Source organism: Asanoa siamensis (genome assembly GCF_016862555.1).
Lineage (GTDB): Bacteria > Actinomycetota > Actinomycetes > Mycobacteriales > Micromonosporaceae > Asanoa > Asanoa siamensis.
The window spans coordinates 79,190-101,706 of the sequence record NZ_BONE01000002.1 but is presented as its reverse complement, the minus strand read 5'-3'; the positions used below and the strand labels follow the sequence as shown (position 1 = coordinate 101,706).

At 70.4% G+C, this 22,517-nt stretch carries 23 protein-coding genes and 1 riboswitch; of the genes, 13 read left to right on the top strand and 10 right to left on the bottom strand.

The genetic code is table 11. From position 1 onward, the window contains the following. Positions 1 to 8: 8 nt before the first annotated feature. The 5 genes from Asi02nite_RS01910 to Asi02nite_RS01890 form a co-directional block, all read right to left on the bottom strand. A complete protein-coding gene (locus Asi02nite_RS01910) occupies positions 9 to 1,130 on the bottom strand; it encodes a branched-chain amino acid ABC transporter permease (RefSeq protein ID WP_203710354.1) in 1,122 nt (373 codons plus the stop codon). Next, positions 1,127 to 2,011: a branched-chain amino acid ABC transporter permease gene (locus tag Asi02nite_RS01905; protein WP_203710353.1), complete on the bottom strand. Its 885-nt coding sequence runs from the start codon at positions 2,009 to 2,011 to the stop codon at positions 1,127 to 1,129. Before Asi02nite_RS01905 ends, Asi02nite_RS01910 begins: the two co-directional genes overlap by 4 nt. After that, positions 2,008 to 3,891, bottom strand: a complete 1,884-nt coding sequence (locus Asi02nite_RS01900) for an AMP-dependent synthetase/ligase (RefSeq protein WP_203710352.1) — start codon at positions 3,889 to 3,891, stop codon at positions 2,008 to 2,010. The genes Asi02nite_RS01905 and Asi02nite_RS01900 overlap by 4 nt, the downstream gene beginning before the upstream one ends. Further along, positions 3,888 to 4,664, bottom strand: coding sequence for an ABC transporter ATP-binding protein (locus tag Asi02nite_RS01895; RefSeq protein ID WP_239126409.1), 777 nt, complete (start codon positions 4,662 to 4,664; stop codon positions 3,888 to 3,890). The genes Asi02nite_RS01900 and Asi02nite_RS01895 overlap by 4 nt, the downstream gene beginning before the upstream one ends. A gap of 70 nt (positions 4,665 to 4,734) precedes the next feature. After that, complete coding sequence (locus Asi02nite_RS01890) at positions 4,735 to 5,487, bottom strand: ABC transporter ATP-binding protein (RefSeq protein ID WP_203710486.1); 753 nt, start codon at positions 5,485 to 5,487, stop codon at positions 4,735 to 4,737. A 373-nt stretch (positions 5,488 to 5,860) separates the two neighbouring features. Beyond that, positions 5,861 to 5,987: riboswitch (cyclic di-AMP (ydaO/yuaA leader) on the top strand. A gap of 8 nt (positions 5,988 to 5,995) precedes the next feature. On the opposite strand from Asi02nite_RS01890, the gene Asi02nite_RS01885 reads away from it, so the two are divergent. Both Asi02nite_RS01885 and Asi02nite_RS01880 read left to right on the top strand, forming a co-directional pair. After that, a complete protein-coding gene (locus Asi02nite_RS01885) occupies positions 5,996 to 6,952 on the top strand; it encodes a C40 family peptidase (protein WP_203710351.1) in 957 nt (318 codons plus the stop codon). A gap of 87 nt (positions 6,953 to 7,039) precedes the next feature. Further along, positions 7,040 to 7,504, top strand: a complete 465-nt coding sequence (locus Asi02nite_RS01880; RefSeq protein WP_203710350.1) for a hypothetical protein — start codon at positions 7,040 to 7,042, stop codon at positions 7,502 to 7,504. A 58-nt stretch (positions 7,505 to 7,562) separates the two neighbouring features. Here the strand turns inward: Asi02nite_RS01880 and Asi02nite_RS01875 are convergent, their stop codons facing one another. The 4 genes from Asi02nite_RS01875 to Asi02nite_RS01860 all read right to left on the bottom strand — a co-directional run bounded on the left by Asi02nite_RS01875 (position 7,563) and on the right by Asi02nite_RS01860 (position 11,772). After that, entirely contained in the window at positions 7,563 to 8,486 is a 924-nt protein-coding gene (locus Asi02nite_RS01875) for a sigma-70 family RNA polymerase sigma factor (RefSeq protein WP_373312115.1), read from the bottom strand. A 405-nt stretch (positions 8,487 to 8,891) separates the two neighbouring features. After that, positions 8,892 to 9,803, bottom strand: coding sequence for an N-acetylmuramic acid 6-phosphate etherase (locus Asi02nite_RS01870; RefSeq protein WP_239126408.1), 912 nt, complete (start codon positions 9,801 to 9,803; stop codon positions 8,892 to 8,894). Beyond that, complete coding sequence (locus Asi02nite_RS01865) at positions 9,800 to 10,678, bottom strand: MurR/RpiR family transcriptional regulator (RefSeq protein ID WP_373312111.1); 879 nt, start codon at positions 10,676 to 10,678, stop codon at positions 9,800 to 9,802. Before Asi02nite_RS01865 ends, Asi02nite_RS01870 begins: the two co-directional genes overlap by 4 nt. A gap of 80 nt (positions 10,679 to 10,758) precedes the next feature. Continuing rightward, on the bottom strand, positions 10,759 to 11,772 hold the full coding sequence (locus tag Asi02nite_RS01860; protein WP_203710344.1) for an NAD-dependent epimerase/dehydratase family protein: 1,014 nt from the start codon (positions 11,770 to 11,772) through the stop codon (positions 10,759 to 10,761). A gap of 74 nt (positions 11,773 to 11,846) precedes the next feature. Between Asi02nite_RS01860 and Asi02nite_RS01855 the strand changes: the two genes are divergently transcribed. Next, positions 11,847 to 12,527 carry an SDR family NAD(P)-dependent oxidoreductase gene (locus Asi02nite_RS01855; RefSeq protein ID WP_203710343.1) on the top strand — a complete coding sequence of 227 codons (681 nt, stop codon included), beginning with the start codon at positions 11,847 to 11,849 and terminating at the stop codon, positions 12,525 to 12,527. Here Asi02nite_RS01855 and Asi02nite_RS01850 read toward each other — a convergent pair. Beyond that, the gene (locus Asi02nite_RS01850; protein ID WP_203710341.1) at positions 12,502 to 13,179 is read right to left on the bottom strand and encodes a dTMP kinase; all 678 of its coding nucleotides are present in this window, start codon (positions 13,177 to 13,179) and stop codon (positions 12,502 to 12,504) included. The two genes, Asi02nite_RS01855 and Asi02nite_RS01850, sit on opposite strands and share 26 nt — an antisense overlap. 136 nt (positions 13,180 to 13,315) lie before the next feature. Between Asi02nite_RS01850 and Asi02nite_RS01845 the strand changes: the two genes are divergently transcribed. From Asi02nite_RS01845 to Asi02nite_RS01800, 10 genes are all read left to right on the top strand, one after another. Beyond that, positions 13,316 to 13,894: a nucleotidyltransferase family protein gene (locus tag Asi02nite_RS01845; RefSeq protein ID WP_203710339.1), complete on the top strand. Its 579-nt coding sequence runs from the start codon at positions 13,316 to 13,318 to the stop codon at positions 13,892 to 13,894. Then, positions 13,891 to 14,133, top strand: coding sequence for a hypothetical protein (locus Asi02nite_RS01840; RefSeq protein WP_203710337.1), 243 nt, complete (start codon positions 13,891 to 13,893; stop codon positions 14,131 to 14,133). The genes Asi02nite_RS01845 and Asi02nite_RS01840 overlap by 4 nt, the downstream gene beginning before the upstream one ends. Next, the gene (locus Asi02nite_RS01835) at positions 14,130 to 14,876 is read left to right on the top strand and encodes a metallophosphoesterase family protein (RefSeq protein WP_203710335.1); all 747 of its coding nucleotides are present in this window, start codon (positions 14,130 to 14,132) and stop codon (positions 14,874 to 14,876) included. Before Asi02nite_RS01840 ends, Asi02nite_RS01835 begins: the two co-directional genes overlap by 4 nt. Positions 14,877 to 14,882: 6 nt before the next feature. Then, positions 14,883 to 15,029, top strand: coding sequence for a GPGG-motif small membrane protein (locus Asi02nite_RS01830; RefSeq protein WP_203710334.1), 147 nt, complete (start codon positions 14,883 to 14,885; stop codon positions 15,027 to 15,029). 204 nt (positions 15,030 to 15,233) lie between these two features. Beyond that, positions 15,234 to 16,058: an MHYT domain-containing protein gene (locus Asi02nite_RS01825; RefSeq protein ID WP_203710332.1), complete on the top strand. Its 825-nt coding sequence runs from the start codon at positions 15,234 to 15,236 to the stop codon at positions 16,056 to 16,058. 254 nt (positions 16,059 to 16,312) lie between these two features. Then, the gene (locus tag Asi02nite_RS01820) at positions 16,313 to 17,659 is read left to right on the top strand and encodes an ABC transporter substrate-binding protein (protein ID WP_203710330.1); all 1,347 of its coding nucleotides are present in this window, start codon (positions 16,313 to 16,315) and stop codon (positions 17,657 to 17,659) included. Between the two features lie 86 nt (positions 17,660 to 17,745). Further along, positions 17,746 to 18,801: a carbohydrate ABC transporter permease gene (locus Asi02nite_RS01815; protein WP_203710329.1), complete on the top strand. Its 1,056-nt coding sequence runs from the start codon at positions 17,746 to 17,748 to the stop codon at positions 18,799 to 18,801. Between the two features lie 2 nt (positions 18,802 to 18,803). Then, complete coding sequence (locus Asi02nite_RS01810) at positions 18,804 to 19,769, top strand: carbohydrate ABC transporter permease (RefSeq protein WP_203710327.1); 966 nt, start codon at positions 18,804 to 18,806, stop codon at positions 19,767 to 19,769. Between the two features lie 44 nt (positions 19,770 to 19,813). After that, positions 19,814 to 20,836 (top strand): LacI family DNA-binding transcriptional regulator, encoded by a 1,023-nt coding sequence (locus Asi02nite_RS01805; RefSeq protein ID WP_203710325.1) that lies wholly within the window; start codon positions 19,814 to 19,816, stop codon positions 20,834 to 20,836. Positions 20,837 to 20,876: 40 nt separating this feature from the next. Next, positions 20,877 to 22,484 carry a glycoside hydrolase family 13 protein gene (locus Asi02nite_RS01800; RefSeq protein ID WP_239126407.1) on the top strand — a complete coding sequence of 536 codons (1,608 nt, stop codon included), beginning with the start codon at positions 20,877 to 20,879 and terminating at the stop codon, positions 22,482 to 22,484. Positions 22,485 to 22,517: the final 33 nt, after the last annotated feature.

The window sequence follows — 22,517 nt, the reverse complement described above, 5'->3', positions numbered from 1 at the left end:
CGCACCTCTTAGTAGGAGAAGGGCCAGGACTTCCAGTAGTTGCGCGCGCGGACCCACAGGCCGAAGAGCCCGCGCGGTTCGAAAATCAGGAACACGATGATCAGGACGCCGTAGAGGATCGACTCGACCTGCAGGACGTTGGGCACCTCGTTGGCGTCCGTGCTGATGAACGGGAACACCGCCTGCAGCTCGCGGATGATCCGCGGCAGCAGGGTGATGAAGAACGCTCCCGCGATCGCACCGGAGATGGTGCCGGCGCCGCCGATCAACACCATCGCGATGTACTGCACCGAAAGCAGCAGGCTGAACGAGGTGGGTTCGACGAACCCGGTCACCGTGAACAGCAGCGCGCCCGCGCAACCGGCGTAGAAGGACGACACGGCGAACGCGATCGTCTTGTAGCGGGCCAGGTTGACGCCGATCACGCCGGCCGCGATGTCGCGGTCGCGGATCGCCGTGAACGCCCGGCCGACCCGCGAACGGGCGAGATTGCGGGCCGCCAGCGCGAACACCACCAGCAGCCCGGCCATCAGCCAGAACAGCTTCTGGTCGCGGGTCGCCGAGGCCGTGGTGGTGCCGAGCGGGTAGCCGAAGATCTCCAGCGTGGGCGCCGGCCGACCGACGCCCACACCGCCGGTCAGGCTCGACCACTCGTTGAAGATGTGCGCGCCGATGAAGACCAGGCCGAGCGTCACGATCGCCAGGTAGAGACCGCGCAGCCGGGTGGCCAGCGGCGCGACGATCACGCCGAACAGCCCGGCGACCAGGCCGGCGACGGGCAGCCAGACCAGGATGTTGGTCACCCCGAGGCCGAGGGTACGACCGTCGGGATCACCGCTGATCACCGAGGCGGTGTAGGCCCCGATGCCGAGGAAGAACGCGTGCCCGAGCGAGACCTGGCCCGCGTACCCGGTGACCAGCCCCAGCCCGATCGCGCCGATCGCCGCGATGCAGCACGTGGCGAGCAGTTGGAGCTCCGCGTCGGCCAGCATGAAGGGCAGCACGGCGGTGACCGCGAGCAGCACGCCGAACGCCACCTTGCGGGTGGTCGTCGGGAACAGCCCCATCTCACGGGGGTACGACGTGTAGAGCAGCGGCCTTCCGCGCGGGGCCTTGGTGGCGACCGTCATACCCGCTCGACCTCCCGGGTGCCGAACAGCCCGTACGGGCGGACGAGCAGGACCAACAGCATCAGCACGTACGGCGTGATCACCGAGACGTTGCCGCCCAGCCAGGGCATGTCGTTCTGGTAGGTGGCGACCACCTCCTGCGCGACGCCGACGGCGAGCCCGCCGACCACCGCGCCGGGCAGCGAGTCGAGCCCGCCGAGGATGATGACCGGCAGGGCGACGAGCGCGGTCAGCCAGAGCGTGCCGTCGAAGCTGCCACCGGCGGCGGCGAACGTGCCACCGACCGCGGCCAGCGCGCCGGCCAGCGCCCAGCTCAGCGCGAACACCGCGCCCACCGAGACGCCCTGGGCCAGCGCCGCCTCCTGGTCGTCGGCGGCGGCCCGCATCGCGAGCCCCATCCGGCTGAACCGGAAGAACGCGAACAGCGCGCCGACCAGCAGGGCCGCGGTCAGGAAGGCGGCGATGTGCCGCTGGGCGATGTGCACGTCGCCGATGACCACTGTGGACAGGCCCCAGGGGTCGTGCACGTTGCGCACGTCGAGGCCGATGAAGACGTTGACCACCACCCGGATGGCCACGTCGACGCCGAGCGTGATGATCGCGACCACGAACGCCGGCCGGCCGATCATCGGGCGCACCGCGCCGCGCTCGATGCCGAGCCCGAGCAGCGCGGTGAGCAGTGCCGCGACCGGCAGCGCGCCCCAGAAGCCGAGCGGCGACGCGAGGTGGCTGACCAGCACGACACCGGCGAGCATGAGCGCGGGCTGGGCGAAGCTGATCACCCGGGTCGCCTTGTAGATGATGACGAACCCGAGCGCCAGCAACGCGTACACGCTGCCGATCCCGACGCCCCGCAGGACGCCCTCCACCAATACGGTCATGCGGCGGCCTTGGCCTGGTAGATGTCGTCGACCAGGTCGCCGAAGAGCTCGGCCACCGCGGAGCGGCGCACCTTCTGCGTGGCGGTCAGCTCGCCGTCCTCGTGGTCGAGCTCCTTGGGCAGCATCCGGAACTCGCGGACCTGCTCGACCGGCGCGTGCCGGCGGTTGACGTCGTCGACGACCGACTGCACCAGCGCGCGCACCTCGCTCTTGTCGGACAGGTCGCGGTAGGTCGTGTAGCCGATGCCGCGGCGCTGCGCCCACTCGCCGACCGTGTCGAGCTCGATGCCGATCAGCGCGGCCAGGAACGGCTTGCGGTCACCGATCAGGATCGCCTCTTTGACGTAAGGAGATGCCTTGAGCGCGTTCTCGATCTCGCTGGGCGCGATGTTCTTGCCGCCCGACGTGATCATGATGTCCTTGGCCCGGTCGGTGATCCGCAGGTGCGTCGCGGCCGTGCCGTCGGTCCCGGCCTCCCACTCCCCCACGTCGCCGGTGCGCAGCCAGCCGTCCTCGGTCTTGGCGCGGGCCGTCGCGGCCGGGTCGTTGAAGTAGCCGACGAACACGCCGTCGTGCCGGATCTGGATCTCGCCGGTGGCCGGGTCGAGCCGCAGCTCGGTGCTCTCCTCGGGCTCGCCGACCGTGCCGAGGCGGATCCGGTTGGGCCGGTTGCCGGTCGCGATGGCCGAGCTCTCGGTCATGCCGTAGACCTCGTACATCGGGACGCCGATGCCCATGAAGAAGCGCAGCACGTCGGGGGCGATCGGGGCGGCGCCGGAGGCCGCGAACCGGACCCGGCCGATGCCGACCCGTTCGCGCAGGGAGCGATAGAAGAAGAGCCAACCGATCGCGTACGCCAGCCGGGTGCCGGCGGTGTGCGTGCCGCCGGTGCGCACGAGCGTGGCACCGATCCGGTCGGCCACCCGCAGCCACAGCCGGGCGTTGAGCCGCTTGACCGGCGACGCGTTGGCCAGCTTGATCTGGACCGTGGCCAGCATCTTCTCCCAGATCCGGGGCACGCCGAACAGGATCGTCGGCTGCACCTCGCGCAGGTTGGCCTGCACGGTCGCGATCGACTCGGCGAAGTTGACCTGGATGCCGGCGCCCGCGTTGAACCAGATCGTGAAGATCCGCTCGGCGACGTGGCACAGCGGCAGATAGGAGACCAGCAGGTCGCGGGGGCCGGGCGGCGCGCCGGAGAAGCCGCGGCCGGCGCTGATCGTGCGTACCGCGAAGTCCACATTGGCCACCGACAGCATGGCGCCCTTCGGCGGGCCGGTCGTGCCCGACGTGTAGATCAGCGTGGCGATGTCGTCGGGCGTCGCGGTGGCCATCAGGTCAGCGACCGCGTCGGCGTGCGCGGCCCGGTGCTCCCGGCCCAGCGCCAGCAGGTCGCTCCAGGCGAGCAGCGCCGGGTGGTCGTAGCGGTGCCGGATGCCGCGCGGCTCGAGGTAGATCACCCGCTCCAGGTCGGGGCAGTCGCCGATCACCTCGAGCGCCTTGTCGACCTGCTCCTGGTCTTCGGCGACGAGCACCCGGGCACCGGAGTGCGAGAGCAGGTAGCCGACCTCGGGCGCCGGGTTGGTCGGGTAGAGCCCGACCGTGGTGGCCCGCACCGCCACGGTGGCGATGTCGGTGAACAGCCACTCGGGCCGGTTGTCGGCGTGCACCGCGACCCGGTCGCCCGGCCGCACGCCGAGGGCGAGCAGCCCGTGCGCCACGGTCAGGGCCTGGTCCCAGTAGTCGCTCCAGGTGTATTGCCGCCAGATGCCGTGGTGCTTCTCGCGCATGGCGACGCCGTCCGGTGTCCCGGCTGCCCGGTCGCGGATCCGGGACGCGATCGTCGTCACCGTGTCGGTGCGCGTCGGTGCCAGCGTCACGCCCGTTCCACCTCTCCCAGATAGGCACGGATCACGTCGGGGTCGTGCTGGATCTCGCCGGGGACCCCGGTGGCCACCGGGTGGCCGAAGTCGACGACCATGACCCGGTCGGCCAGGTCCATCACGAGGCCCATGTCGTGCTCGACGAGCACCATCGGGATGTCCAGCTCGTCGCGGATGTCGAGGATGTAGCGGGCCATGTCCTCGGTCTCCTCGACGTTCATGCCGCCGACCGGCTCGTCGAGGAGGAGCAGCTTGGGCTCCATCGCCAGGGCCCGGCCGAGCTCGACCCGCTTCTGCACGCCGTAGGGCAGCAGGCCGACCGGCAGGCGGCGCCACTGCTCGAGCTCCAGGAAGTCGATGATGTCCTCGACCCGCTCGCGCGCCGCCACCTCGGCCCGCCGGGCCTTGCCCAGCCAGGCCAGGGCCGCCAGCGTCCCGTACCCGATGTGGTGGTGTCGCCCGAGCATCAGGTTGTCGAGGACGGTGAGGTTGGCGAACAGCTCCACGTTCTGGAAGGTGCGGGCCATGCCGCGCGCCGCGATCTGGTGCGGGCGGCGCCCGATCAGGTCGGTGCCGTCGAAGAGGACCCGGCCGCGCTGCGGGCGGTAGACGCCCGAGAGCACGTTGAAGATCGAGGTCTTGCCGGCACCGTTGGGCCCGATGATGGCGAACAGCTCGCGCTCGCCGACGGTGAAACTGATGCCGTCGATCGCCTTCACACCGGCAAAACTCAGGTGTACGTCGTCGAAAACGAGAATGTCATCGCTCACGCCGCCGCCTCCCTTCGGTCGGCGGAGCGCGAACGACGGTCACTGAGCTGGCCGCGCTCGCTGCGCTCGCTCATGACAACCACCGCTTGCGCCGTTTGTAGTGCTTGACGTCGCGGAACGAGCGGCGGGCCGCGCCCGCGTCGGCGGCGCCGAGGCCGAGGTAGAACTCGCGGACGTCGTCGTCGGCGAGCAGGCGGTCGGCGGGCTTGTCGAGCACCACTTTGCCGGTCTCCAGCACGTAGCCGTGGCTCGCGACCGAGAGGGCCATCGCGGCGTTCTGCTCGACCAGCAGGACCGCCGTGCCCGACTTGTTGATCTCGACGATGATCTCGCGGACCTGGTCGACCAGGCGCGGCGCGAGGCCGAGGCTCGGCTCGTCGAGCAGCAGGTAGCGAGGTTTCGCCATCAGCGCCCGCCCCATCGCGAGCATCTGCTGCTCACCTCCGGACAGGTAGCCGGCCAGCTTCCGGCGGCGCTCCTTGAGCACCGGGAAGAGGCCGTAGACGTGGTCGAGCCGCTCGCCGACGGCGCCGGCGTTGGTGTGGCCACCGACGCGGAGGTTGTCCTCCACGCTCAGCTCACCGAAGATCCGGCGGCCCTCCATGACCTGGCTGATGCCCCGCCGCACGATGGCGGCCGGGCGCAGGCCCTGGATCGGGTCGCCGTCGAGGGTGACCGAGCCTTTCGTCACCGCGCCGTCGTGGACGTCGAGCAGTCCGGTCAGGGCGCGCAGCAGTGTCGTCTTGCCCGCTCCGTTGGCACCGAGCAGAGCGACGACGGCGCCGCTCGGGAGGTCGAGCGAGACACCGCGTAACACAAGCATCACGTCGTCGTAGACGACCTCGAGATTTCGGACTTGCAGCAACGGGGGCGCCCCACTTATGTGCGGTCTGATGTGGTGTGCGTCACAAGGTGAAACACATTTAACTACGTAGTAACCCGCGTCGCTAGAGCCGCTTCCAAGATTTTTGCACTGCCAATGAAATTTCTTTGCCCGGGGGAGTGAGCTGTCCCGCTTCCACGGCGGATCATTCAGGCGATACCGGCGCAGTTCACCCCTGCGACCCTTTGTGCTGGTGGGGTGCGGGGTTACGGTGAGGCGGCCGGTGTGGTCCCCAAGCCATCCCCCCGGGTGGCACCGCGCCGGTGCCGCCGAATCGCCGGCCCGCGCCGTGCCCGGTTCCCCCGGGTGCGTCTCGACGACTGGGCCTCACGGCGAATCGGGGACCCACCCGAGTACTGGGGTGAATCCGCACCGCGCGGTAGGGCCTTCTTCCCGCCCGAACCCGACAGCTAACCCGGTAGGCGGCGAGCGGAAGAAGGGTCTGCCCTTGTCGTCAGCACGGATGTCGCTGCGTGCGCTCGTGCTGGTCACCATGGCGGTCGTCGTCGCCCTGCCCGCGGGCATGGCGTCGGCCGAACCGTCGGCCAGCGAGCTCACCGCGAAAATCAACAAGTCGTCCGCGGAGCTGGAGAAGGTCGTCGAGGCCTACAACAAGCTCAACGAGGAGACGAAGGCAACGAAGAAGGAGGCGGGCCAGGTCGCCGACCGGCTGGGCCCGCTGCAGAAGCAGCTCGACGAGGCCCAGTCCGACGTCGGTGACATCGCCGTCGCCGCGTACCAGACCGGTCGTCTCGGCACCGCCGGCGCCCTGCTGGGCGGCAGCGACGGCCTGCTCGACCGGATGTCGGCGCTGGACGCGTTGGCCCGGGAGCGGCAGACGCAGATCGACGCGTTCCAGGCGACCCGCGAGCAGCTCAGCACCGACCAGCAGCGGCTGGCGACGGCGCGGTCACAGCAGGACGCGCAGGCCAAGGAGCTGCAGGCCCGCAAGAAGAAGATCGAGGCCGACCTCGACAAGTTGTACGACCTCCGCAAGGCGGCGTACGGGTCGGCGACCTCGAGCGGGTCGGGCTACAGCGGGAAGATCCCGTCGGTGTCGGGCAAGGCCGGTGTGGCGGTGCGCTACGCGTACAACGCGATCGGCACCCCGTACGTCTGGGCGGCCGAGGGGCCGAACGGCTACGACTGCTCGGGCCTGACCCTCGCGGCCTGGAAGGCGGCCGGGAAGTCGCTGCCGCACAACGCCGCGATGCAGTGGGACAAGGTCGCGCACATCTCCCGGAGCCAACTGGCGGCGGGCGACCTGGTCTTCTACTCCGGGCTGGGGCACGTGGCGCTCTACGTCGGTGGTGGCCAGGTGATCCACGCGCCGACCTTCGGCGAGTCCGTGAAGCTGGCGTCGGTCGACATGATGTCGCCGTACGGCTACGGCCGCGTGCGCTGATTCGGCCCCAACGGGGGCGGACCGGTTCGGTCCGCCCCCGCGTAACCCGCTGACCTGCTCGTTCGTTGCGCGAACGAGGGGGCCACCGTGTTCGAGACCGCACAGACACCGCACGACGAGCCGTCCGCGTCGACCCGGCGGACGAGAAGGACCGCGATCGTGATCGGTGGTGGGGCGGCGCTCATGCTGGTCGCCCTCGGCGCCGCGGCGATCGCGCTGACGCCCAGCGGCGGCGAGCCGGAGTCACCGCCGGCCGACCTCCTGCAGCGGACGCAACAGGTGTGCGACGAGTCCTCGACCGGGACGCGCGTCGAGGACGGCGGGGCGACCCTGCACGTCGACAACGCCGGCGAGAAGGACCGCGACGGCGTCAGCCTGACCGGGCTCGAGTGCATCCTCGAGGAGGCCCGGGTGCCCGAGAACATCAAGCAGCGGATGTTCTCCACGCGCACCAGCGACGGGAAGCGCGACGGCGCATGGCCGGGCTTCCAGGCGTCCTGGACCTACGACCCCGACAAGGGGCTCGACCTGACCATCACCCGCACGGCCTGAGCGGCGACGAAAACGGCCGGCGCCCCGGATGGGGACGCCGGGCCGTTGTCGGTTTCGGTCAGGCCGCCTGCAGGCCCTCTGCCCGGGCCAGCTCGCGGAGCCGGCCGAGGGCCTGGATCTCGAGCTGGCGGATCCGCTCGCGGGAGAGCGAGAACCGCGACGCCACCTCGGTGAGCGAGTGCTCGCGCCCGTCCTCGAGGCCGTAGCGGGCCCGCATGATGCCGGCCGACCGGTCGTCGAGGTGGTTGAGCAGGCTCTCGATGCGCTGGCGCTCAAGGGTGGAGAGCACCACGTCCTCGGGAGACGGCGCGTCGTTGTCGGCGACCAGGTCGCCGAGGTTGGTGTCGCCGTCGTCGCCGACCGGGGTGTCCAGGGACACCGTGTCCTGCGACCAGCGGACCAGCTCGTGCACGCGCTCGACCGGGACGCCGAGGGCGGCCGCGATCTGCTCGGGCTCGGGGTCGGAGCCGAGCTCACGGGTGAGCTGGCGGGCGACGTTGCGCATGCGGTTGACGTCTTCCACGAGGTGCACCGGCAAGCGCACCGTGCGCTCCTGCTGGGCGATCGCGCGGCTGATGGCCTGGCGGATCCACCAGGTGGCGTAGGTGGAGAACTTGAAACCGCGCTCGTAGTCGAACTTCTCGACGGCGCGCACCAGGCCGGTGTTGCCCTCCTGGATCAGGTCGAGCATCGGCATGCCGGACCGCACGTAGCGCCGCGCGATCGACACGACGAGCCGCAGGTTGGCACGGATGAACAGGTCCTTGGCCCGGTCACCCTCGACGACCAGCCGCTCGAGCTCGTCGCGCTGCACACCATCGGGAATCTTGTCCACATCGAGCAGGTGCTCCGCGTAGAGACCGGCCTCGATCGACTTGGAGAGCTCGACCTCCCGGGCCGCGTCGAGCAACGGCGTGCGGGAGATCTCGTGCAGGTAGACGCCGACCAGGTCGCGCTCCTCGGCGACCTCGTCCGTGCGCATCACGATGTTGTTCTCCACGTTGCCCACTGTCCCCTCGGTTACCCCAACGTTCTCGTGCTTCACACCGACCTGCCCCTCCCCGGTAACTCGTGAGGTGCCTCATCGGTGCTGACACCTACACAACAGTTGAGACGCTCCGGGGATTCCGTCTTGCGAGTCGAAACTGTCACGAATGCCTGAGTGGTTCCTGAGAGTGAGTGTCATATTCACTCGGCCAACTCTCAGGGTTCTGAGAATCGCGCCGCGAGCCTGCCGCCATTGGCCGTCCGCGCGCCCTATTTATCACACCATTTCCGGCTGTTCTCCCGCAGCGACGTAGACCACTGCTCCGCTGGGATTCGCATCACTGTGTAGTGATACGCACCACAGAGCGCCACGGTTCACTGCATCATCACGCCGGAAACCTCAGGTCAGGAGCGCGAGTGCTTCCCGGACCTGTTGATGTGAACGCGCCAGGGCGGCACGGGCTTCCGTCACCGCGGCGCCTGAGACGAGGGACACCAGCGCGGTCTTGAGATCGCCGTCGGCGGCGGTCAGCGCCCGGGTGCAGTCGGCTTCCGGACAGCCGGTCGCCTCCATCAGGATCGAGATCATCCGGCCGCGCAGCTTGGCGTTGGTGGCCGACATGTCGATCATCAGGTTCGAGTAGACCCGGCCGAGGCGCACCATCACCGTCGTCGAGAACGCGTGCAGCACCAGTTTCTGCGCGCTCGCGGCCTTCATCCGGGTCGAGCCGGTGACCACCTCGGGGCCGGTGTCGAGGCCGACGAACACGTCGACCTCGGCGCGGGCGGCGGCGTGCGGGTCGGCGGCCACCAGCGCGGTGCGCGCGCCGAGTGCCCGGGCCGCGCGCAACGCACCGAGCACATAGGGCGTACGCCCGGAGGCGGCCAGGCCCACCACGAGATCGCCGGCCCGGACGCAGTCGCCGGCCTCCGTGGCGCCGGCCGCGACGTCGTCCTCGGCGTCCTCGACGGCGCCCCACATGGCGTCGCGGCCGCCGGCCAGGTGCGGGCAGAACCAGCCGACCGGCGAGCCGAAGGTCGGCGGCAGCTCGGCGGCGTCGACCACGCCGACGCGGCCCGACGTGCCGGCGCCGAAGTAGTGCACCCGGCCGCCGGAACGCAGCGCCTCGACCGCCAGGTCGACGGCGACCACGACGGGGTCGAGGACGTCGGCCACCACACCGGGCACGGTCCGGTCGGCGTCGTTGATCAGCTGCAGGACGTCGCGGGTCGGCAGCAGGTCGAGGTCGAGCGATGCCGGGTTGCGCCGCTCGGTCGGTGCCGCGACGCGCACCACCTCGGGACCGCTCACCCGCGCCGCCGCGCGACCCGGCGGGACCGCACCGCCTCCGCGGTGACCTCCAGCGCCTTTCTGGCCTTGGCCCGGTTGCGCGCCGCGACCCCGACGAACAGGCAGTCGACGACGGTGAGTTGCGCCAGCCGGCTGGCGGTGGCGCCGGAGCGGTAGGTGGTCTCGCGGGCCGCCGTGGTCAGCACGTGGTCGGCGACGTCGGCGATCGGCGACCGCGGGAAGTTGGTGAGCGCGACCGTGGTCGCGCCGCGGGACCGGGCGACGTCGAGCACGTCGAGCACGTCACCGGTGGTGCCGGTGTGCGAGATGCCGATCGCGACGTCGCCCTTGCCGAGCAGCGCCACCGAGGTCAGCGCGGCGTGCACGTCGGGCCAGTAGTAGGCGGTGCGGCCGATCCGGTGCAGCTTCTGCTGGAAGTCGGAGGCGACGAAACCGCTCGCGCCGGCCCCGTAGATCTCGATCCGGGTCGCGGCGTTGAGCGCCTCGACGACCGCCTCGCAGACCTCGGGGTCGAGTTGCTGCGCGGTCTCCTCGACGGCCCGGGCGTCGTTGAACGCGATCGTGGCGATGATCTGGGCGAAGTCGGCGCCCGGCGGGATGTCGCCGCCGACGACCCGGGCGTCCGGCGGCTCGACCCGGCGGGCGGCCTCGGCGGCGAGCCGGATCCGTAGCTGCGGGTAGCCTTCGAGGCCGACGGACCGGCAGAACCGGATGACCGTCGCCTCGGAGGTCTCGGCCGCCGTCGCCAGGTCGGTGATGGTCCGCCGGGCCGCGTCGGCCGGATCGGCGACGACGAGCCGGGCCACCCGCTGCTCGGCCGGAGACAGCGCCGGGAGCAGGCCGCTGATCTGGACGATCAGGCCCGGCTCGGGCATCGCAGAAACCTTCGCTGTCTTCGCCACGCATGAAACTTACTTTCACGCGCCGAGCGCCGTCAACTACCCGCGGTGCCGGGTCAGGCCGACCGGGCGTGCCAGTCCCGCAGGACGATCGCCTCGTCCGCGGCGGCCAACCCGCCGGCCTTGACGTCCTGCGGAAACGCTTCCATCCAGTCGGCCGTACGCAGGGCCGTGTCGGCAATCGGACGGGCCGTCAGACCGGCCTCCGCCGAGCGGGCGGTGTCCCTGGTCATGAAGCCGGCGTATTCGGGCAAGGGCAGCCAGAGCGGCAGCGCCCGCTCCCCCGACCACGGCCGCACGTCGTGCTCCACCAGGAACTCCTGCGCGACCCAGGTGAGCGTGGTGTCCTCGGGTGCCAGCGCGGCGCGCATCTCCTCGAGGAAGCGCGACCTCGGCATCGGCACGCAGGCACCGTCGTAGGCACCGGCGAGGCCCGTCGTGCCGGCGAGCAGCAGCCACGCGGCGAGGTCGTCGACGTCGCTGAACTGCACGAGGTCGTCGGGGTCGCCCGGCGCGAGCACCTCGCCACCGCGGCGCATCCGGGCGATCCAGTACGGGAAGCGGTCGCTGCGGTCCTCGGGGCCGACGATCAGGCCGGCCCGCAGGAGGAACACCCGGTCGGCGCCGATGCCGTCGCGGATCGCGTTCTCGGCGGCCACCTTGCACGGCCCGTACATGTCCATCTGCCCGTCGCGCGGGTTGTCCACCTCGGGCGGGGCGGGATCGTGCAGCTTGGCGGTGTCGGCGCGCTGCCCCGGCGTGGCGTCGTCGGGGTAGACGTTGCAGGTCGAGACGAACGAGTAGTGGCCGACCCGGCCGGCCAACGCCGCCGCCGCGTGCCGGGCGTGACTGGGCCGGATCGTGACGTCGACCACCGCGTCGAACGTCTCACCATCCACTGCGGACAGACCGTCGGGCCGGTCCCGGTCACCCGTCACGAACCGCACGCCGTCGACCGTGCCGCCAGATTCGCCGCGGGCCAGGCAGGTCACGTCGTGGCCGTCCGCCCGCGCGAGCCGGGCCACCGCGCGGCCGAGGAAAGCCGTTCCACCGAGTACGAGAAGTCGCATCGCCCGATGATGCGGGGGCGTGGCGCGTGCGCGACAGGGGCTTTCACTGACAGCGGAACGGTTACGGTGAACGCATGAACGGTCGGACGGTCCTGGTCACCGGTGCGCACGGCGGGCTCGGCGGCGCCGTCGTCGACGAGTTCGTCAACTCCGGCTGGCGCGTGGTCGCCCCGGTGCGCAGCCCGATGAAGACCGACCGCGCCGGCGTCATGGAGGTGGCCGCGGACCTCACCGACTCCGCGTCGGTCCGGGCGGCGGTCGACGCGGCGGCCTCCGACGACGCCGCGCCCCTGCGCGCGGTGGTCAACCTCGTCGGCGGGTACGGCGGCGGCACGCTCGTGCACGAGACGCCCGTCGAGGAGGTCGAGCGGCTGCTGGCGATCAACGTCCGGCCCACCTTCCTGGTCACCTCGTACGCCCTTCCGCACCTGCTCCGCGAGGGTGGCGCGGTGGTCTGCCTGTCGGCCCGCGCGGCGCTGGCGCCGTTCGCCACGGGCAGCGCCTACGCCCTGTCGAAGGCCGCCGTGCTGGCGTTCTCCAACGGTGTCGCGGCCGACTACAAGCAGCGCGGCGTGCGCTGCAACACGGTGCTGCCGAGCGTCATCGACACACCGCAGAACCGGCGCGAGCAGCCCGACGCCGACTTCGGCAAGTGGGTGCCGCCGGCGGAGATCGCGGCGGTGATCAAGTTCCTGGCGAGCGACGAGTCGGCGCCGACCAGCGGGGCCGCTATTCCGGTGTACGGACGGGCCTGAGCTCCGGGTCCAGGTCCGGCGGCAGGCGCAGCGGCGGCAGCCACGGGCGCAGCGCGGCCAGCACCGCGGTCGTCACCTCGTCCGGGGCGCCGCCCGCGTCGACCACCAGGAAGCCCGGCGACTCGGGCAGCGAGCGGAACGCCGCGTCGGCCGTCGCCAGGTATTCCAGGCTCTCGTGGTCGGTGCCGCGCTCCTCGATCCGCCGGTACGCGTCGCGCGGGTCGATGGCCAGCAGCACGGTGACGTCCGGCGCCGCGAACAGGCCGTAGGCCAGCCGGGCGAACCGCTCGCCCCGCCCGCCGGCGTGCGCGCGGATGCTCACGTACTGGTCCACCGCGTGGCGGTCCATCACCGCGAGGTCGCGGGCGAACGCCGAGCGCAGGTGGGTGCGGGCGATCGCGAGCCAGCGCAGCACCGACTCGACCAGCAGCATGCCGCCGCGACCGAAGAGGGCCGGCCCGTCCGCCAGGCCGAACCGGCGGGCGAAGTGGCCGAACCAGGCCCGCCCGCCCGCGTTCTGCCGGTAGCTGGCCGGCAGGCCCGCGTCGGCGAGCACGACCGCCACCCGGTTGGCCTGGGTCGTCTTGCCGGACCCGTCGATGCCGATCAGCGCGACCGTGCGCAACCGCCCCCGCGTCCCGTCACCCGCCATGCCGCACAACGCTAGCGGGCCGGGGCACGCGGAGCGCATCAACGGGATGAACCAGGCTAAATCACCACTCGTTACAGGTGTGAGCCCGTGGACCCACGGGTACGGGGATGGTTCCTGACACGACGGGAGAGGCGATATGGCATCGCACGGGGACGATTCGCTGCTGGTGACCCTCAAGCGGGTCGCCGCCGTCCTCAAGCAGTCGGAGATTCCGTTCGCACTGGCCGGAAGCTTCGCGGTGTACGCGCACGGCGGGCACTCCAGCGACCACGACGTGGACTTCCTGATCAAGGAGGAGGACGCGGAGCGGGCGCTGGCCACGCTGGTGGAGGCGGGCTTCACCGCCGAGCGGCCGCCGGAGGACTGGCTGGTCAAGGTCTACGACGAGGACGGCCGCCTGGTCGACCTCATCCACCGGCCGATCGAGAGCCCGGTGACCGACGAGACGTTCGGCGACACCGTCACCCGGACGGTCGACGCGATCCAGATGCCGGTGCTCTCGGCGACCGGGCTGATGGTGCACAAGCTGCTCAGCTTCTCGCAGCACTACTGCGACTTCGCCCGGGGCCTGCCGCTGGCCCGGTCGCTGCGCGAGCAGATCGACTGGGACCGGGTGCGCAAGGAGACCGCGCAGTCGCCGTACGCGGAGGCGTTCCTGGTGTTGCTCGACCGCCTCGACGTCGTGCCGTACCCCGGTTACCGGAGGGACTCATGAACGACTACACGGAGGCCGAGGTGCAGCGCGCCCTGGCCGAGGATCTCGGTGTCGCGGAACAGGGCATCACCGTCGTCCGGTCGGACGCCGGCCTGGTGCTCTGCGGCGAGGTGGAGAGCCCGCACCGCCGCGACGAGATCGTGCGCCTGGTCCACGAACGGTTCCCGGGCATCGAGATCGCGGCCGACATCGGGGTGACCCGCGCGGCCGCGCCGACCGAGGCGGAGGAGCTCGCGTGATCAGGATCGCTGCCGTCGGCGACGTGCACATCGACCGCGACGTGCTGGGCCGGTTCCGGCCCGCGCTGGAGGAACTGCCGGACAAGGCCGACATGCTGCTCCTCGCCGGCGACCTGACCCGGCACGGCACCGAGGCGGAGGCCAAGTGCGTGGCCACGGAGTTCGGCGGGCTCGGCGTACCCGTGATCGCCGTGCTCGGCAACCACGACCACCACTGTGACGAGGTGCCGGGCGTGGTGGCCGCGTTGACCGACGCCGGCATCACGGTGCTCGAGGGCGACAGCACGGTGGTCGACGTGGGTGGGACACGGCTGGGCGTGGCCGGCGTGAAAGGCTTCGGCGGCGGCTTCGCCGGCCGGTGCGCGAGCGAGTTCGGCGAGCCCGAGATGAAGGCGTTCGTGCGCACCACGGGCACGGTCGCCGAACGGCTCGGCGCGGCCCTGCGCGACCTCGACTGCGACGTGCGGGTGGCGCTGACCCACTACTCCCCCGTGCCCGACACGTTGGCCGGGGAGCCGTTGGAGATCTACCCGTTCCTCGGGTCCTATCTGCTCGCTCAGGCGATCGACTCGGCGCCGACCGCGCTGGCCTTGCACGGGCACGCGCACCACGGCACCGAGCGGGGCCGCACGCCCGGCGGCGTCCGGGTGCGCAACGTCGCGCATCCCGTCATCAAACAGGCTTACAGCGTGTTCAACCTCGCGCCCGAGCACGTTTCCGTTCCGACGGCCTCGGGTAATTGATCAGCCATGACGCTACTCCTGTTCATCCTCGCCGCGATCCTCGTCATCGCCGGCATCTTCGCGCTGCTGCGGCGGCAGATCCTCTGGGGCATCGTCCTCATCATCGTCGGCCTGCTGGTCGGCCCCGGCGGCGTCAGCATCTTCAATACATGACGCCACGGCCCGCGGGCCCGTGAACTGGTCCCGCCCGCACCCCCGATCCCTCCGATCCCGTCAGGGTCGTCATCTCGGTCACCATCCGTCGACCGAGGTGACGACCCTGACGGCGTTCCGTCGTACCGGCAGGTGTTCGGCTGCGCGTGATTAGCCGGACACTCTGTGCGTTAGTTTTCGCAGGGCCCGTGCGGGGATTGCCGGGTGGCCGAGATTCATCACTTCGCACACGGCGCCTTCAACCCGGTGGCCGCGTTCCTGCTGTCGTTCATCGGCTCGCTGCTCGGACTCGTCTGCACCGCGCGGGCGCGGCAGACCCGGCAGCGGGCCCGCCGGGCCCGGTGGCTCGTGCTCGCCTCGATCGCGATCGGCGGCGCCGGCATCTGGCTGATGCACTTCATGGCGATCCTCGGGTTCGCCGTGCCGGCCAGCCCCCTGCGCTTCGACCCCTACCTGACCATGTCGAGCCTGGCGCTCTCGGTGATCACCGTGGGCCTCGGGCTGTTCATCGTCGGCTTCGGCCGGCGCCGCGCGCTGCGGATCATCGGCGGCGGTGTCGTGACCGGGCTCGGTGTCGTCGGCATGCACTACACCGGCATGCTCGCCATGCGGGTCTACGGCGAGATCAGCTACAACCCGCGGCTGGTCCTGGCATCCGTCGGCGTGGCCGTCGTGGCGGCGACGGTGGCGCTCTGGTTCACCGTCACGGTCGGCAGTTGGAGCCGGATCGTCCTCGCCTCGGTGGTGATGGCGCTGGCGGTGTGCGGCATGCACTACACGGGCATGGCCGCGATCCAGGTCCGGCTGCACGAGTCGGGCATCCACCACGTGCAGGGCGTCAATCCGATGCAACTGCTCGTGCCCATCGTCCTGATCACCTCCGCGGCGCTCATCGGCATGGCGTTCAGCGGACTCAAGGCGATGACCGAGGAGGAGTTCGCGGCACCGCCCGGCCCGCCGAGCACCGGCGGCCGGCACGCCGAGACCCCGTTCACCGTCGCGTTGCGTCCCGGCGGCGAGACCTTGTAGCGCAGGTCAGCGAGACGTCCGTTGTAAATATCGACCAGCCGAAATGCCCGCCTGGAGCGTTTCCAGGCGGGCATGCCGTATTTGTCGAGGTCACAACGGTGCATTTCTCTCTGTAGGTTTCTCGATTGTTACATCGTCGTGCCTTCCACGATCTGGACGGACTTCCGTGCAAGCGCTTGCATGTGAACACGCCCACATTCGATACCGGCACCGGGCCAGCGCGCCCGCGACCGCCGGCAAGGAAGGAGGACGGCATGGCGGTCTCTACCAGACCTCGCCAAGCCTTCGTGCTCGCCACCACCCTGGCGCTGGCTCTCAGCGCCGCTGCCTGCAGCAGCGACGACGGTGGCGACAGCGGCGGCAGCACTTCTGCTGACTGCGCCGCGTACGACGCCTACACGGGCAATGACGGCACCACCGTTTCGATCTACGCATCCATCCGTGACGCCGAGGCCGACCTCCTCGAGGACTCCTGGAAGAAGTTCGAGGACTGCACCGGCATCACCATCGAATACGAGGGCAGCGGCGAGTTCGAGGCCCAGCTGCCGGTGCGGGTCGACGGCGGCAACGCCCCCGACATCGCGTTCATCCCGCAGCCCGGCCTGCTGAAGCGCTTCGCCGACGCCGGCAAGCTCAAGGAGGCCTCGGCCGACACCAAGAAGATGGCCGAGGAGAACTACGCCAAGGAGTGGCTGGACTACGCCACCGTCGGCGGCAAGTTCTACGGCGCCCCCATGGGCTCCAACGTCAAGTCGTTCGTCTGGTACTCGCCGAAGCTCTTCGCCGAGAAGGGCTGGAAGGTCCCGACCACCTGGGACGAGATGATGGCGCTCAGCGACACCATCGCGGCGGCCAACATCAAGCCGTGGTGCGCGGGCATCGAGTCCGGCGACGCGACCGGCTGGCCGGCCACCGACTGGATCGAGGACGTCATGCTCCGCGACGCGGGCGCCGACGTCTACGACCAGTGGGTCGAGCACACGATCCCGTTCAACGACCCCAAGGTCACCTCGGCGGTCGACCGGGTGGGCAAGATCCTGAAGGACCCGAAGTACGTCAACGGCGGCTTCGGTGACGTCAAGAGCATCACCACCACCTCGTTCCAGGAGGCGGGCACGCCGATCCTGGAGAACAAGTGCGCGATGTACCGGATGGCGTCGTTCTACGCCAACCAGTGGCCTGAGGGCACCAAGGTGGCCGAGGACGGCGACACCTTCGCCTTCTACCTGCCGCCGGTCGACCCGGCCAAGGGCAAGCCGGTCCTCGGCGGTGGCGAGTTCACCGTCGCGTTCGCCGACCGTCCCGAGGTCCAGAAGGTCCAGACCTACCTGGCTTCCGCCGAGGGCGCCAACAACCGGGCCAAGCTCGGCAACTGGGTCTCGGCCAACAAGAAGCTCGACATCGCCAACGTCGAGAACCCGATCGACAAGCTGGCCGTGGAAATCCTCCAGGACCAGAGCGCGGTGTTCCGGTTCGACGGCTCCGACCTGATGCCCGCCGCTGTCGGCGCCGGGACGTTCTGGAAGGGCATGGTCGACTGGATCAACGGCAAGAGCACCGCTGAGGTGCTCAACGGCATCGAGGGCTCCTGGCCCAAGTAAGCCGATGACGGTGGCCGGCCCGGCAGGGCCGGCCACCGCTTCGCTTCAACACCCCCAACGCACAACGCTCGCATCCTGGAGGGCGGATGGAGTTCGAAGACTTCGCGCTGAAGCTGACGATGTTGCTGTACGGCGTGATCGGGTTCGTGGTGGTGGTCGGTGGACTGCTGCTCCTGCTCGACGTCGTACCCAACTACTTCGCGCGGCGCCGTGAGGCAGCCCTGGTCGCCGCTTCGCTCGGCGGCGGTGACGCACCGGTCGCCCGGCGCGCCCGCAAGCACCGCGAAGGCCTGCTCGGCCTCGCCTTCCTGCTTCCGGCCCTCCTGCTGCTGCTCATCGGCCTGGTGATCCCGGCGATCCGCACGATCATCCTGTCGCTGTTCAACGGCAACGGGTCGGCGTTCGTGGGCCTGGACAACTACGGCTGGATCTTCCAAGAGAACGACATCGTCCGCGTCCTGCTGAACACCGCCGGCTGGGTGATCCTGGTGCCGCTGCTGGCCACGTCGGTCGGCCTGCTCTACGCGGTGATGGTCGACCGGGCCCGGTTCGAGGCGGTCGCCAAGTCGCTGATCTTCCTGCCGATGGCGATCTCGTTCGTCGGCGCGGGCATCATCTGGCGCTTCGTCTACGCGTACCGCGGCGAGGGCGACCAGATCGGCCTGCTCAACTGGCTCTGGGTAAGCGTGGGCGGGACGCCACAGCAGTGGTTGAACATCGACCGCCCGCCGCTCAACACCTTCCTGCTGATCGTCGTCATGGTCTGGATCCAGGCCGGGTTCGCGATGGTCATCCTGTCCGCGGCCATCAAGGCGATCCCCTCAGACATCGTCGAGGCCGCCCGCCTCGACGGCGTGACGCCGTGGCAGATGTTCTGGCGGGTCACGCTGCCGAGCATCCGGCCCGCGCTGATCGTCGTCGTCGTCACGATCACCATCGGCACGATGAAGATCTTCGACATCGTCCGGACGATGACCAACGGCAACTTCGACACCAACGTCGTAGCGCTCGAGATGTACAACCAGGCCTTCCGCTACCAGGAGGCCGGGCACGGCTCGGCCTTGGCCGTCGTCTTGTTCGTGCTGGTCATCCCGATCGTCATCTTCCAGATCCGCAACCTGCGTCGCCAGCGGGAGGGCTGAACATGACCACCACAACGCCCGTGCTCGCCGGCCAGGCGACCGCGGAACAGCCGCCCCGGACCATGGCCGGGCGGGTGCGCAAGCGCCTCAACAGCCGTACCGCGACTGCTGTTTCGATCATCATCGCCCTGATCTGGACCGTGCCGACCTTCGGCCTGTTCCTCTCGTCGTTCCGGCCGGAAGACGACATCAAGCAGACCGGCTGGTGGACGTTCTTCACGAACCCGCAGCTGACCCTGGACAACTACAATCAGGTCCTGTTCGGACGGTCGTCCTCGTCCGGGCAGCTCGCGAACTTCTTCGTGAACTCGATCGTCATCACGATCCCGTCGGTGCTGTTCCCGATCGCGTTCGCCGCCCTCGCCGCGTACGCATTGTCCTGGATCAACTTCCGGGGCCGGGACTGGCTCTACATCGGCGTCTTCGCGCTGCAGATCGTGCCGCTGCAGATGGCGCTGGTGCCGCTGCTGAGCTTCTTCTCCCGCGGTGTCTCCCTGGGCGGCATCACGCTGCTGCCCGCCTGGGACCTCGACAACGAGGGGAAGTTCGTCCAGGTGTGGTTCGCGCACACTTGCTTCGCGCTGCCGTTCGCGGTGTTCCTGCTGCACAACTTCATCTCGCAGCTACCGGGCGAGCTGATGGAGGCGGCCCGGGTCGACGGGGCCGGCCACTCGAAGATCTTCCGGAGCGTGGTGCTGCCGCTGATCACCCCGGCGCTGGCGTCCCTGGCGATCTTCCAGTTCCTCTGGGTCTGGAACGACCTGCTGGTCGCGCTGATCTTCGCGGGTGGCGGTCGAGAAGTCGCACCACTGACCGTACGGCTGGCCGAACTGGCCGGCACCCGGGGCGGTGAGTGGCAACGGTTGACGGCGGGCGCGTTCGTCTCGATCGTCGTGCCAATGATCGTGTTCCTGTCCCTGCAGCGGTACTTCGTCCGAGGGCTGCTGACCGGCAGCGTCAAGGGCTGATTCTTGCCGGTGACCGTCCTTCCGCACGCGTGAGGTGACGGACCATGACGAGGATCGACGACGTGGCCCGGCTGGCGGGCGTCTCCACCGCCACCGTGTCCCGGGCACTGCGCGGCCTGCCCACGGTCTCGCAGACCACCCGGGAGCGGGTGCTGGAGGCGGCCGCCCAGCTGGGTTACATCGCGTCGCCCAGCGCCTCGCGACTGGCGGGTGGAAAGACCCGGGCGGTGGCGGTGGTCGTACCCCGGATCACGCCGTGGTTCTTCAGCACCGTCGTCGAGGCCGCGGAGGAGCGGCTGCACCGGGCAGGCTACGACCTGCTGCTGTTCAACCTCGGCGGCAGCGAGCACGCCCGGCAGCGGCTGCTCTACACGAGCACCCTGCACAAGCGGGTCGACGCGCTGATGCTGGTGGCGACGCCGCTGGCCGGGCGGGACTTCGCCGCCGTCGCCGGGCTGGCGCTGCCCGGCGTGACCGTCAGCGCCGGGACGGCGGTGCCCGGTTGGCCGAGCGTACGCATCGACGACGTCGAGACCGCGTGTCTGGCGACCGATCATCTGCTCGCGTTGGGGCACCGGCGGATCGCGCACATCTCCGGCGACCCGACCGACGAGTTGGCGATCTCCACGCATCTCGACCGCCGGCTGGGCTACCAGCGGCGGCTGCGGGCGCACGGGGTCGAGCCTGATCCGGCGCTGGACGTGGAGGCGACGTTCACGATCGCGGGCGGCAGCAAGGCGACCGCGGAACTGCTGGGGCGTGGCGACCCACCGACCGCGATCTTCGCGGCGTCGGACGAGATGGCGATGGGTGCGATCGCCACGCTGCGCTCGGCCGGCCTGCGGGTGCCCGACGACGTCAGCGTGATCGGCGTCGACGACCACGACGTATCCGGTGTGGTCGGGCTCACCACGATCGCGCAGCCGGCGGCCGACCAGGGCCGGATCGCGGCGGAAACACTGCTCGGCCCGCTGCGCGGCGACGTGAGCGGCTATGGTGACCGCTCCGTGGTGCTGCCCACCCGCCTGGTCGTCCGCGATTCGACGGCGGCGCCGCGGGCACACTAGAGCTTTCGCATTCCCCGTACGAGATTGTTTGGAGCACCCCGTGAAGTGGTGGCGCGACGCCGTCATCTATCAGATCTACCCGCGGTCGTTCGCCGACTCCGACGGGGACGGCATCGGCGACCTGCCGGGCATCATCGGACGCCTCGACCACCTGGCCGCGCTCGGCGTGGACGCGGTGTGGCTGTCGCCGTTCTACCCGTCGCCCCAGGCGGACGCGGGATATGACGTGGCCGACTACCGCTCCGTGGACCCGCTCTTCGGGCGGCTCGCGGACGCCGACGAGCTGATCGCCTCGGCGCATGCCCGGGGGCTGCGGGTGATCGTCGACCTGGTGCCGAACCACACGTCGTCCCAGCATGTGTGGTTCCAGGAGGCGCTGGCCGCGGCGCCGGGGAGCCGCGAGCGGGACCGTTACGTCTTCCGCGACGGGCGCGGCGACGGCCCCCCGAACAGCTGGCAGAGCGTCTTCGGTGGTGACGCCTGGACGCGGCTGCCGGATGGCCAGTGGTACCTGCACCTGTTCGACGCCGGCCAGCCGGACCTGAACTGGGACAACCCGGAGGTGCGGGCGGAGTTCGAGGACATCCTGCGGTTCTGGCTGGACCGGGGCGTCGACGGGTTCCGGGTCGACGTGGCGCACGGTCTGGTGAAGCAGGCCGACCTGGCCGACTGGCACCTGCCGATGATGCCGCTGACGGGCCCGGGCGCCGAGGGTGCCCCACGGCCGCCGATGTGGGACCAGGACGGCGTGCACGAGATCTACCGCCGCTGGCGCAAGATCCTCGACTCGTACGAGGGTGAGCGGATCCTGGTGGCCGAGGCGTGGGTGCAGCCGGCCGAGCGGCTCGCTGCTTATGTGCGGCCGGACGAGATGCACCAGGCTTTCAATTTCGAGTATCTGGAAGCCTCCTGGACGCCGGCGGACCAGCACTCGGTGATCTCGCGCTCGCTGGCGGCGAGTGCCGCGGTCGGCGCGCCCACGACGTGGGTGCTGTCGAACCACGACGTGGTGCGGCACGCGTCCCGCCTGGGCCTGCCGGTCGGCACGCCACGCCCGAACGGCATCGCGGCGGGCGACCCGCAGCCGGATGCCGGCCTGGGCCTCCGCCGCGCCCGCGCGGCCACGCTGCTGATGCTGGCCCTGCCCGGCTCGGCTTACCTTTATCAGGGCGAGGAACTCGGCCTGCCGGAACACACGACGCTGCCGGCCGAGGCGCGCCAGGACCCGACCTGGTTCCGCACGGACGGCGCGTCGGTGGGCCGCGACGGCTGCCGGGTCCCGATCCCGTGGGAGGCGGACGCGCCGTCGTACGGTTTCGGTCCGACGGACCGCTCCTGGCTTCCCCAGCCGGCGGCCTTCGGGGAGCTGGCGTTGGACCGCCAGGTCGGGGTGCCGGGTTCGACCTACGAGCTCTACGTGGCGGCGCTCCGCCTCCGCCGGGCCCACGCCCTGGGCCACGGGGAGCTGACCTGGGTGCCGACGCCGGGCGAGGTGCTCTCCTTCACCAACGGCGACCTGCTGGTCTTGACCAACTTCGGCCCGGTGCCGGCGGAGCTGCCGGCGGGGGCGGAGATCCTGCTGTCGAGCGAGCCGGTCGCGGGCCGCGAGGTGCCCACGGACGTCACGGTCTGGGCGCGGCTGACCTGACGCTTGGTTGCGCGCTCCACGGGGCCTCGGGCG

Coding starts and splice junctions, on each gene's coding strand:
- Asi02nite_RS01820 (WP_203710330.1), top strand. CDS start 16,313: ATGGCGGTCTCTACCAGACCTCGCCAAGCCTTCGTGCTCGCCACCACC.
- Asi02nite_RS01855 (WP_203710343.1), top strand. CDS start 11,847: ATGAACGGTCGGACGGTCCTGGTCACCGGTGCGCACGGCGGGCTCGGC.
- Asi02nite_RS01910 (WP_203710354.1), bottom strand. CDS start 1,130: ATGACGGTCGCCACCAAGGCCCCGCGCGGAAGGCCGCTGCTCTACACG.
- Asi02nite_RS01850 (WP_203710341.1), bottom strand. CDS start 13,179: ATGGCGGGTGACGGGACGCGGGGGCGGTTGCGCACGGTCGCGCTGATC.
- Asi02nite_RS01905 (WP_203710353.1), bottom strand. CDS start 2,011: ATGACCGTATTGGTGGAGGGCGTCCTGCGGGGCGTCGGGATCGGCAGC.
- Asi02nite_RS01845 (WP_203710339.1), top strand. CDS start 13,316: ATGGCATCGCACGGGGACGATTCGCTGCTGGTGACCCTCAAGCGGGTC.
- Asi02nite_RS01805 (WP_203710325.1), top strand. CDS start 19,814: ATGACGAGGATCGACGACGTGGCCCGGCTGGCGGGCGTCTCCACCGCC.
- Asi02nite_RS01875 (WP_373312115.1), bottom strand. CDS start 8,486: ATGCGCACGGACGAGGTCGCCGAGGAGCGCGACCTGGTCGGCGTCTAC.
- Asi02nite_RS01890 (WP_203710486.1), bottom strand. CDS start 5,487: ATGCTTGTGTTACGCGGTGTCTCGCTCGACCTCCCGAGCGGCGCCGTC.
- Asi02nite_RS01830 (WP_203710334.1), top strand. CDS start 14,883: ATGACGCTACTCCTGTTCATCCTCGCCGCGATCCTCGTCATCGCCGGC.
- Asi02nite_RS01810 (WP_203710327.1), top strand. CDS start 18,804: ATGACCACCACAACGCCCGTGCTCGCCGGCCAGGCGACCGCGGAACAG.
- Asi02nite_RS01840 (WP_203710337.1), top strand. CDS start 13,891: ATGAACGACTACACGGAGGCCGAGGTGCAGCGCGCCCTGGCCGAGGAT.
- Asi02nite_RS01865 (WP_373312111.1), bottom strand. CDS start 10,678: ATGCCCGAGCCGGGCCTGATCGTCCAGATCAGCGGCCTGCTCCCGGCG.
- Asi02nite_RS01815 (WP_203710329.1), top strand. CDS start 17,746: ATGGAGTTCGAAGACTTCGCGCTGAAGCTGACGATGTTGCTGTACGGC.
- Asi02nite_RS01860 (WP_203710344.1), bottom strand. CDS start 11,772: ATGCGACTTCTCGTACTCGGTGGAACGGCTTTCCTCGGCCGCGCGGTG.